This window comes from Roseibium litorale, from assembly GCF_014842915.1.
GTDB classification, from domain to species: Bacteria; Pseudomonadota; Alphaproteobacteria; order Rhizobiales; family Stappiaceae; genus Roseibium; species Roseibium litorale.
The window spans coordinates 1-10,963 of record NZ_JACYXI010000030.1 but is presented as its reverse complement, the minus strand read 5'-3'; the positions used below and the strand labels follow the sequence as shown (position 1 = coordinate 10,963).

8 protein-coding genes are annotated in these 10,963 nt (G+C 59.9%); 2 read left to right on the top strand and 6 right to left on the bottom strand.

Going from position 1 to position 10,963, the window contains the following annotated elements; all coding sequences use genetic code 11:
- Positions 1-124: 124 nt before the first annotated feature.
- The 5 genes from IG616_RS22725 to uvrA all read right to left on the bottom strand — a co-directional run bounded on the left by IG616_RS22725 (position 125) and on the right by uvrA (position 5,237).
- Positions 125-274 carry a DUF1127 domain-containing protein gene (locus IG616_RS22725; RefSeq protein WP_192151261.1) on the bottom strand — a complete coding sequence of 50 codons (150 nt, stop codon included), beginning with the start codon at positions 272-274 and terminating at the stop codon, positions 125-127.
- A 304-nt stretch (positions 275-578) separates the two neighbouring features.
- Complete coding sequence (locus IG616_RS22720) at positions 579-728, bottom strand: DUF1127 domain-containing protein (protein WP_192151259.1); 150 nt, start codon at positions 726-728, stop codon at positions 579-581.
- Positions 729-868: 140 nt separating this feature from the next.
- Complete coding sequence (locus IG616_RS22715) at positions 869-1,018, bottom strand: DUF1127 domain-containing protein (protein ID WP_192151257.1); 150 nt, start codon at positions 1,016-1,018, stop codon at positions 869-871.
- A gap of 912 nt (positions 1,019-1,930) precedes the next feature.
- The gene (locus IG616_RS22710) at positions 1,931-2,080 is read right to left on the bottom strand and encodes a DUF1127 domain-containing protein (RefSeq protein ID WP_192151255.1); all 150 of its coding nucleotides are present in this window, start codon (positions 2,078-2,080) and stop codon (positions 1,931-1,933) included.
- Positions 2,081-2,321: 241 nt separating this feature from the next.
- Positions 2,322-5,237, bottom strand: coding sequence for an excinuclease ABC subunit UvrA (uvrA, locus tag IG616_RS22705; RefSeq protein WP_192151253.1), 2,916 nt, complete (start codon positions 5,235-5,237; stop codon positions 2,322-2,324).
- Between the two features lie 675 nt (positions 5,238-5,912).
- On the opposite strand from uvrA, the gene IG616_RS22700 reads away from it, so the two are divergent.
- Both IG616_RS22700 and IG616_RS22695 read left to right on the top strand, forming a co-directional pair.
- Positions 5,913-6,470 carry a single-stranded DNA-binding protein gene (locus tag IG616_RS22700; RefSeq protein ID WP_192151251.1) on the top strand — a complete coding sequence of 186 codons (558 nt, stop codon included), beginning with the start codon at positions 5,913-5,915 and terminating at the stop codon, positions 6,468-6,470.
- A gap of 688 nt (positions 6,471-7,158) precedes the next feature.
- Positions 7,159-9,180, top strand: a complete 2,022-nt coding sequence (locus IG616_RS22695) for a L,D-transpeptidase family protein (protein WP_425504208.1) — start codon at positions 7,159-7,161, stop codon at positions 9,178-9,180.
- A gap of 288 nt (positions 9,181-9,468) precedes the next feature.
- Here the strand turns inward: IG616_RS22695 and znuA are convergent, their stop codons facing one another.
- A complete protein-coding gene (gene znuA, locus IG616_RS22690; RefSeq protein WP_343072419.1) occupies positions 9,469-10,497 on the bottom strand; it encodes a zinc ABC transporter substrate-binding protein ZnuA in 1,029 nt (342 codons plus the stop codon).
- Between the last annotated feature and the right edge of the window lie 466 nt (positions 10,498-10,963).

Sequence of the window (10,963 nt, the reverse complement as noted above, 5' to 3'; positions counted from 1 at the left end):
CAACACGCTGCCGGAGTTCCAAAGGATGTGGCTTGCCCATCAACGCCCCCTTGCTTCGTTTCAAAACAAGGAATCACGGATCAAACAAAATGGGAATCCTGAATCCGGTCAGCAACGACACGCTCTAGAGGGCCGTAGAGCGTGCGACGGAGATGATGTCTGCGCGGCTGAGGCCGAGGTCGGAAAGCTCACGGTTGGAGAGCTGGGACAGCTCATCGTAAGTGGACCGGAAACGCTTCCAGTTCTGGTACTTGCGAGCGACATTGTTGAACATGATAGGCCTTCTTTCTCTCTCTGTGGCCTAGAGCGCCGCGGATCGGCGTCAGGCCCGTTCGTCATTTGATGATCAGAAGATAGGCCCATCGATTTGACTTAGGTAGAGGCCAGACCGCACGTCTGATCTGCTGAAAATGCAGGTCTTTGATTGCTTTAATACTTCGGAAAGACTTTCCTCCGCGTCTTGGGTGCCGTTTCCAGCTTAAACGGCAAAAAGCCCGCCGGCAGATCATGCCAGGCGGGCTTTTGGGGGAATGCCGGAGGGCGCCGGAAATCCGGAAGTCTCCCGGAGTGTCCTGCCCTTAGCGGGACATGGACCGTGCCAGAGGGTCGATGTCGGACCGGTTGATGCCGATGTCGGAGAGCTGTCGGCTGGAGAGCTGTGACAGCTCATTGTAGACCGACCGGTAGCGCTTCCAGTTCTGGTACTTGCGGGCAACGTTGCTGAACATGGCGGATCTTCTTTTTCTTGCGGTCCTGCCACCGCGGACCGGCGTCAGGTATCTGTTTGTCGATGGGGCGGGCGCTTTCGTGCCCTTCACGTTGCGGCGGGCCGGATTGGGTCAAACCAAAGTCCGGCAGGTCTGCCGTCTTAGCGGGTGGCGTTATACGCGTAGTAATCGATGTTCCCGCGGTTGATGCCGAGGTCATGCAGTTCGCGATTGGAGAGCCGGGAGAGCTCTTCAAAGGTGCTGCGGTAGCGGCGCCAGCTCTGGTACTTGCGGACAACGGAAGTAAGCATGGTGTTCTTCTTTTCTGGGATGTGAGGCCTTCGCTGCAGTGCAACCGGGCCGTCATTGTGTGAGCCTCAGATAGGCCTGTTCGCTCTGCTGCGGTAGTGGGCAAAATGCACGCCTGATCTGCATAAAATGCAGGCGTGAAGGTCACGAAGTGGGCAAATCTGCAGTTTTCGGAGACTGCGCGCATGTGGCTGATGAAAATTCATGCTGCGGTGCGGAATGCCTTCTGGGGCGGCATCTCTCCGCAGCGTCTCTCCGGCTCTGCGCCGGGGGTGTGGATGTGCCGTGACGCGTGGGGGCTAGACACGCGGGTTATGACTCATGGGGTCAAGGCCCGGGGTCCAAGACTCGAGGAGCCAAGACACTCGTGGAGCCAAGACTCACGGAGCCAAGAGGGCATCAGGTCATCGCGGAGCCAGGACTGAGATTGGGGGAGCTGAAAAGCAAAACGCCTGCCAGCGGGAGGAGGTGCTGGCAGGCGCATTTGACTTGGCGGAACTGGGAGGAGGATGCCCCGCCGGGTCGCGCGTCTCGGAGCCTGGGAGGAGGTAGCTCGGTGAGACGCGATCTCTATGTTCTTTACCCGGGGCTTTCCACCGCCGGAGGAAACGGACGCTCACCAGCGGGAGGAGGTGCTGGTGAGCGACGTTTCTCTGGACAAGGCTGGGAGGAGGATGCCTTGCCCATCTACACGCCTCGAGCCTGGGAGGAGGTGGCTCATACGAGGCGCGATCTCAAAACTTGTTCCGGCTCTAAACCGGCCGGCCTTTCACCGGGTGGAACGCTCGCCCGTCAGCGGGAGGAGGTGCTGACGGGCGACGTTTCCGCGGACAAGACTGGGAGGAGGATGCCTTGTCCGTTTTACGCGCTCCGGAGCCTGGGAGGAGGTGGCTCTAGTGGAGCGCGATCTCGAATTAGACCGCGGTACGGCGTGCGACGAACTTGATGTCGTTCCGGCTGATGCCGAGATCGCTCAGTTCGCGCGAGGAAAGACGGGACAGTTCGTCAATGGTGCGACGGTACTTAACCCAGGTGCTGTACTTGCGAACGACTGTGTCGAACATATTATAACCTTTTAAATTTTGCGTCGCAACAGAGTTTTGTGCGCCGCGTCATCGATCCGTTGAGAAAGATATAATTCACCACTCGAATTTAAAGAAGCGCTTTAAGCGCATGCCAGTCATGCGCTCAGTGCAATGCAACATAGATGGGGCATGAAAAAGCCCTTGGAAAGGCTGTTCTCGGGCCTTTCCAAGGGCTTGACGGTTGATATTGCGCTGCAATGTGATTCTGGCGGAGCAGGGTTCAGCCGGCCGCGGCTTTCATGCTCTGGGGGCGCCGCTCCAGCAATTCCTTCAGGAACCTGCCAGTATAGCTCGCCTCTGTTGCCGCGATGGTTTCGGGCGTTCCTTCGGCGACAATCGTACCGCCGCCATCGCCACCTTCCGGGCCCAGGTCCACAATCCAGTCGGCTGTCTTGATGACTTCCAGATTGTGCTCGATGACCAGAACCGAATTTCCCTGGTCCACCAGCTCATGGAGAACTTCCAGCAGCTTGGCGACATCGTGGAAGTGCAGGCCGGTTGTCGGCTCATCCAGGATATAGAGCGTGCGGCCTGTCGAGCGGCGGGACAGTTCCTTGGCCAGCTTCACGCGCTGCGCCTCGCCGCCCGAGAGGGTCGTTGCCTGCTGGCCCACCTTGATATAGCCAAGGCCGACCCGCGCAAGGGTCTCCATCTTGTCCCGCACCGCCGGAACGGCGGAGAAAAAGCTGGCAGCCTCTTCCACGGTCATGTCCAGCACATCGGCGATGGATTTGCCCTTGAACAGGACTTCCAGGGTTTCCCGGTTGTAGCGCTTGCCCTTGCAGACGTCGCAGGTGACATAGATGTCGGGCAGGAAGTGCATCTCGATCTTGATGACACCGTCGCCCTGACAGGCTTCACAGCGCCCGCCCTTGACGTTGAACGAGAAACGGCCTGCCTGATAGCCGCGGGTCTTGGCCTCCGGCATGCTGGCGAACCACTCCCGGATGGGTGTGAAGGCGCCGGTATAGGTGGCCGGATTGGACCGCGGCGTGCGGCCGATCGGCGACTGGTCGATGTCGATCACCTTGTCCAGCAGCTCCAGCCCGTCGATCCTGTCATGGGGCGCCGGGTTTTCCCGGGCGCCGTTCAGGCGGCGGGCAGCTGCCTTGAACAGGGTGTCGATCAGGAAGGTGGACTTGCCGCCGCCCGAAACACCGGTCACGCAGGTAAAGGTGCCGAGCGGAATGTCCGCATTAACGTTCTTGAGGTTGTTGCCTCTGGCGCCAATCACTTTGATCTGGCGCCTCTTGTTGATCTTGCGGCGCTCATGGGGAACCTCGACCATCCTCGCGCCGGACAGATACTGCCCGGTGAGAGACTTGGGATTGGCCATGATTTCAGCCGGGGTGCCCGCGGCAATGATTTCGCCGCCATGAACGCCCGCGCCGGGGCCGACATCGACCACATAGTCCGCTGCCAGAACCGCATCCTCATCGTGCTCAACCACAATCACCGTGTTGCCAAGGTCGCGCAGATGCTTCAGCGTCTCGATCAGGCGGGCGTTGTCGCGCTGGTGCAGGCCGATGGAGGGCTCGTCCAGAACATAAAGCACGCCGGTCAGGCCGGAGCCGATCTGGGAAGCCAGGCGGATGCGCTGGCTTTCCCCGCCCGAAAGCGTGCCAGACGCGCGCGAAAGCGCCAGATAATCCAGACCCACGTCATTGAGGAACTGAAGGCGCTCGCGGATCTCCTTGAGAATGCGGCCGGCAATCTCTTCCTGCTTGGGTGTCAGCTTGCCGGGAAGGGCGTTGAACCAGTCGCCTGCCTCTCGGATGGACTTTTCCGTGATCTCGCCGATGTGCCGGCCATTGATCTTGACCGCTAGCGCTTCCGGTTTCAGGCGGAAGCCCTGACAGGCGGGGCAGGCGTGGTCAGACTGAAAGCGGGAAAGCTCTTCGCGCACCCAGCTGGATTCGGTTTCGCGCCAGCGCCGCTCGATGTTGCCGATGACGCCCTCGAACGGCTTTTCGGTCCGGTAAGAGCGCACTCCGTCATCATAGACGACTTCGATTGCGTCCTTGCCGGTGCCATAGAGAATGGCGTTCTGAACCTCTTGGGGCAGGTCGCGCCAAGGCGTGGACATGGCAAAGCCGAAATGCCGGGCAAGGGCTTCCAGGGTCTGATTGTAATAGGGGGATGTTGAGCCGGTCTTCGCCCAGGGCAGGACAGCACCCTCGCGCAGGGACAGACTTTGGTCTGGCACGACGAGATCCGCCTCGAAGGCGAGCGTTGTGCCAAGACCGTCACAGGCCGGGCAGGCGCCGAAAGGATTGTTGAAGGAGAACAGCCGCGGCTCGATCTCCGCAATGGTGAAGCCGGAGACCGGGCAGGCGAATTTCTCCGAGAAGATGATCCGCAGCGGATCGCCCTTGTCATCGGTCCCGTCCGCATATTCGGCGATCGCGATGCCTTCGGCGAGCTTCAGGGCCGTTTCAAAGGAATCGGCCAGGCGTCCGGCAATGTCGTCGCGCACCACGATCCGGTCCACGACCACGTCAATGTCGTGCTTGAACTTCTTGTCGAGGGCAGGGGCTTCGGAAATCTCGTGAAAGGTGCCGTCGATCTTGACCCGCTGGAAGCCCTTCTTCATCAGCTCGGCCAGTTCCTTGCGGTACTCGCCCTTGCGGCCGCGCACAATCGGCGCCAGCAGAAAGAGACGGGTGCCTTCCGGCAGCTCCATCACCCTGTCGACCATTTGGCTGACCGTCTGGCTCTCGATGGGCAGACCGGTCGCCGGAGAGTAAGGTATGCCGACACGCGCAAACAGCAGGCGCATGTAATCGTAGATTTCCGTGACAGTGCCGACAGTGGAGCGGGGGTTGCGCGACGTGGTCTTCTGTTCGATGGAAATGGCGGGCGACAAGCCGTCGATCTGGTCGACATCCGGCTTCTGCATCATTTCCAGGAACTGGCGCGCATAGGCCGACAGGCTTTCCACATAGCGGCGCTGGCCTTCGGCATAAATCGTGTCAAAGGCGAGGGACGACTTGCCGGAGCCGGACAGGCCCGTCATCACGATCAGCTTGTCCCGCGGCAGGTCGAGGTCAACGCCCTTCAGATTGTGCTCGCGCGCTCCGCGCACCGAAATGGTGCGGGTCGGATCAATCGCACGGCCTGAGGCTTGCTTGGTCATGAAGTCTGTCCCTGATGCGCACCGCGTTTTCATGGTGCGTTTGCTGGAATGTCAGGACGAGCCTGATATCAGTCCCGACGCATATAACAACAAAATGGCGCGGTTCCAGCCCGGATTGGCCTTTGCTGCGCGCATTTGCTGACCTTTTGCGTCCCTGTTTTGATCCAGCTCCTACGCACTGGCGCGCGGATGGATCTTTGAAGGAATGAATCGGGCTTTCCTGAAGATGGAACATATGGCGAACATGACCTGTTCCGCAATAGGGTTCCACCGGAGCCGCCGGGCTGGCAATAAGGCTGGGCCTGAAAGGCGCATGATATTCTCTGGAACCTGATTTGAGAAAATGCTATGGAACAAAAATAGAACACAAAAATGCCTCCGCTGCATAGGATCTGGAGCCCGTCTGGACTCAATGCAGGTTCCCCGGCAGAGAGGCTTGTGGAAAAGGCCAGCACTTTGGCCAATAAATCCGGCGCGGCCCCCGACTTGGCGTTAGGGTCGGCAAAAGACCGCCAGAGGGCAGGGCGCTGCCCGGTGCCGGCGGATGAAGGATAAACGAAGAGCGCTTGAATAAAGACCGTTTCGAGAGACGGTCCAAAAGAGCCTTCAACAAGAACAATGTCCGGCAGCGGGAGGAACCTGCGCCGGATGCGGCTGTTTCAAGGAGTTTGCGTCATGGCGGGCAGCGTCAACAAGGTCATTCTGGTGGGAAATCTCGGGGCAGATCCGGAAATCCGCCGCACGCAGGACGGCCGTCCGATCGCCAACCTGCGCATTGCCACCTCCGAAACCTGGCGCGACCGCGGCACCGGTGAGCGCAAGGAGCGGACCGAGTGGCACCGCGTGGTGATCTTCAATGAAGGCCTGTGCAAGGTTGCCGAGCAGTATCTGCGCAAGGGTGCCAAGGTCTATATCGAAGGCCAGCTGCAGACCCGCAAGTGGCAGAACCAGCAGGGCCAGGACCAGTATTCGACCGAAATCGTCCTGCAGGGCTTCAACTCCACGCTCACAATGCTGGATGGCCGTGGTGAAGGCGGTGGAGCCGGCGGCGGTGGCAGCTTTGGTGGCGGAGCGTCCGGCGGCGGTGGCAACTTTGGCGGCGGCTATGGTGGAGACAGCGGCGGCTACGGCGGTGGCGGGTCTTCTTCTGGTGGCGGCTATGGCGGCGGCAGCTCCTCCGGTGGCGGCGGCTTCGGCGGCGGCGGCGCCATGGACGACGAAATTCCGTTCTGACCGGATGGATATAAGAGTTTGAGAAAGCCGGGCGGTTGCCCGGCTCAGACTGCTGACAAACCCCGCCACCGCGCTTTCCCGGACGTAGCGAAGCGAAGATCCGGGATCTATCTTCTATTTATTCTATTAATTGAAATAGGGTTTTTGGGCAGGTCCCGGCTCGAGGCCGGGACGGCGCGGAGAAAAATCCTGAAGACCTGGGTTTGTCATCAACCTCAAAGCCGGGCGGTTGCCCGGCTTTCTTGTTTGTCCCGCGCCTGCAGCAAAGGGCGCCCTATCGCTTTCCGGGTGTGGCCGAATTCCCGCAGTTAAGGGATCGATGCCGGATTTGTGACAATCCCCCTTATCCATCCCGGGCGGATTGGGATATGCTTTGACGGAATCCATCAGACGGTGTTTTCAATCACATTCTGGAAACGGGCTTCGTGCTTTTCTGGTGAGGTGACTGTCGGAAACCCGCTGAATTTATGTCTGTTTGGTCTGTCCTTGCGTGCCCGCTTCCTTCCAGCCGGGGGCAATGGAAATGAGATCCGGCGGCATAAGGCAGCTTCTGTGAGATGGATCAGGTTTGCAGAACCAAGGGGCGGTTCTGTGCGGCGGATAATTGCATGCTGACTGTCTGACGGCTCCGGGCTGGAAGCGGCGGACAGCATCTGCATGCGGACGAGATATATTGGATAAGCAGAGCATGGCACGACGTGAAATGTCCCGGTCCGGAACTCCGGCAATTGAGGCCCGGAGCAAGGGCGCAGGAACCTCAGGACGGATTGTGTCGCTGGCCCTCGCGGGGCTGATGACCGGTACGGCTGCGGTAACGCTGGTGAGCGTGAGCGCGGGCCAGGCGAATGCTCAGAACTTCTTTCAGCGCCTCTTTGCCCCAAAGGACAACCGCGTTCAGCAGGTCCAGCCGCGCGAAACACCGGACCTGGACCGGATTGTCGAGGAAACCTACGTCTCCGCGCCCAAATATTACACTTACAAGCCGGACCAGCCGAAACTGGTCTCCCTGGCCGAGCTTTCAGAGCTGAAGACCGCTGCGGTCACACCGGCCGTCAGTGAACCTGCTGCTGCCGAAGGGACCGGTGCTGCTGCGGGAACGGGGCCGGATGGGCTGTCTCCTGTCATCGAGGCCCCGGCCATCGAAACTCCGGTCGTTATCACGCCCTTTGACGAGGCACGTCCGGCCTTGAAGGGCATGCAGATCACGGTCTTGCCCGAAGTCGGCGAAGCGCTGCTGGCTTATTACCGTGAACACCCGGGCTTCATCTGGGTTCAGGATGGGCGGTTGAGCGTCAAGGCTGGTTTTGCCCGCAGGGTTCTGGCCAGTGCGGATGAATATGGTCTCGAGCCGTCGGACTATCTCGTCAAGCTTCCGGATCTCTCTGGTCTTGAGGGCGATGCCCGGGATGCCGCCTTGATGAATTTCGAGATGCACCTGACGGCAGCGGTCCTGACCTACATGCTGGATGCGGAGCGCGGGCGTGTGGATCCCGACCGTATTTCCGGATACCACGACCTGCCGCGCCACAAGCCCGATCTGGTTGCTGACCTTCAGGGTGTAGCCACCAGCGGCGATGTGACTGCCGCTCTTGAAAGCCACCAGCCGCAGAGCGGTCACTTCAAGGCCATGAAGGCCGAGCTTGGGAAGCTGCGGGCGCAAGATGTGGCGGAAGACCGGATCGTGATCGAACCGGGCACGTTCCTGAAGCCGGACAAATCCAGCCCGGAAATGAAGAACATCGTCGCCGCGATCCGCAAGTCCGGTTCTCCTGCTCTACTAGCGGAACATCAGGCGGTTCTGGAAGCTTATGCCGGTGAGGAGCTTTACAGCCCGGACCTGGTTGCCCTGGTGAAAGGGTTCCAGAAGGAAAACGGTCTGACGCCTGACGGCATCGTCGGCAAGAATTCCATCAAGGCGATGGTCGGTGTCACCAATGAGGACAAGATCTCCAAGCTTGTCCTGGCCATGGAACGCAGCCGCTGGCTGCCGGACCAGCTGGGTGAGCGCAAGGTCTTCATCAACCAGCCGGCCTTCACCGCCACCTATACGGAGCCGGGTAAGGATCCGCTGACCATGCGCGTCGTGGTGGGCAAGAAGTCCAACCAGACCAACTTCTTCTACGACAAGATCCAGGTGGTTGAGTACAATCCCTACTGGGGCGTGCCTTATTCCATCATTGTCAACGAGATGCTGCCGAAGCTGGCGAAGGACCCGAGCTATCTGGACCGGACCGGCTATGAAGTGACGTCAGCCAGCGGAACGCCGATGTCTTCTGCGTCGGTCAACTGGGCTGCGGTGGCCCGCAAGAAGGCGAGCGTGAACGTGCGCCAGCTTCCTGGCAACAGCAATGCTCTGGGCGAGCTGAAGATCCTGTTCCCGAACAAGCACCACATCTACATGCACGACACCCCGTCGAAGAGCCTCTTCAACCGGGATGACCGCGCCTATAGCCATGGCTGCATCCGTCTGCAGGACCCGCGTGCGATGGCCGCTGCCGTGCTAGGCAAAACAAAGGACTATGTCGGCGGGCGGATCTCTCAGGGCCAGAACCAGCAGGAAAAGGTCACCGGCGACATCCCGGTCTATATTTCCTACTTCACAGCCTGGCCTCAGGAAGACGGCACGATCGGTTATTACTCCGACGTCTATGACCGCGACCGCTACCTGATCAAGGCCATCGACGCCACGGAAGCAGCCCGCAACAGTTGAACTGGCGGGCAGAGCTTCCGGTAAATGCCAAGGGGCCGCGCCTGAACAAGGCGCGGCCCCTTTTCTGACAGGATTTGCGTCAGGCTCTTGCCCGGAAGAAGACCGCTCAACCCCGGGACAAAGACAGGTGCAACCGGTTTTTCAGATCTGCGGCTATTGCAGGAGGCCTAACTCCTGCACCCTGGGGTGGGCCAGGGTGACGCCGCAGTCCTTCAATCCCGCCTGTCAGACCACGTCATCCGGAAACCGCTCCTGCGGATGCAGATTTCCGGATTACCCGCTGGTTGCTTACTTTCCGGTCAGACAATTCGTCATCGTCTTGGCGATCCCCTTCAGCAATTGCTCGTAGAGACCGGGACCATTGGTCAGGCCGGTTCCAAGAGGATCAAGGGTGGCCATGCGGGCATCGGTGCCCTCTAGAACCACGCTGACCAGCTTCGGCTCGAACTGGGGCTCGCCGAAGACGCAAACAACCCCATCGGTCTTGATCCGCTGCTGGATTTCATTGAGCCGGTCGGCTCCGGGAGGGGATTCCGGATTAAGGGTGATGGAGCCGGACGCCGCCAGCCCGAAACGGTCCTCGAAATAATGATAAGCATCGTGGAAGACGACGAAGGTCTTGCCGTGGGCCGGTTCCAGCTCGGTCTTGATCTCAGCTTCCAGCTCCGACAGACGTGCGTTCAGCTTGTCGAAGTTGGCCCTGTAGGTGCCCGCATTCGCGGGATCGGCAGCGGCCAGGTGGTCGGCCATGACCTCTGCCATGATGCGGGCGTTTTCCGGATCCAGCCACAGATGCGGATCCGTGCCCTCATGGTGATGGCCTTCTTCCCCGTGACCATGCTCGTCGTGGGCCGCTTCATGTCCTGCATCGTGATCGTGGTCATCATGATCGCCGCCTTCACCCTCGTGAACATGAGGGCCAAACCCATTGCCAAGACGGAAAGGCACCAGATGCAAGCCCTTGGCCTGCATCAGCTCGACCACGTCCGCCTTGCCGGCGAGCGAGTCGAGCGGTTTTTCAAGGGATGTCTCAAGAGATTCCCCGATCCAGAAGACAACATTGGCATTCTGAAGCTGGGCAGCCTGTGACGGTTTCAGGGAATAGCCATGAGGGGAGGCGGCGCCGTCAATGAGCACTGTTGGTGTGCCGACACCTTCCATGATGCTGGCGGCGAGAGACTGAAGCGGCTTGATGGTGGTCACCACCTTCGGCGCGCCCGCAAAAGCTGCTGCGGCGCTTGCTGTCGAGAGGGCAGTGGCAAGACCAAGGATGGATGCCAGCCGGCGGATGCGGCTGAAGGATTTTTCAGAGGACACGCTGATCTCCCTTGTGAGTGCGTGTTATAAAGTAACAAGTAACGATATAACGTTCATAAAATTGCTTGGCAAGCGCGTTTTTGGTGGGGAGTTTGCTGATAAGCAGGTCAAGGGCCGCGACGGAACGGGCGGCTGGCTGAAAGAGGCGTGACGGGAAATCCGGGCCGTTCGGCTCTCAAACTGAGGTTATGGTCGGAAGACCGGTCAAGACTCTCATGCCCTCGGGGTCATCCCGCGCTTGACGCGGGATCCAATCCACATTCAAGCAGCGTCCAGAAGACTGTTATTCGTCTGGAGATCGCGGCTCGAAACCTCTGCGTCCGCCGTCCCGCGGAGACGTGCATTGGATCCCCGATCAAGTCGGGGATTGTTTGTTCTTGCCGATGTTATGATGGGGTGCTCTCCCGGCCCCTAAACTGCCGGGAGAGCAGTGGCAGGCGACCGTGCGGGGATCGGGTTTTCACCC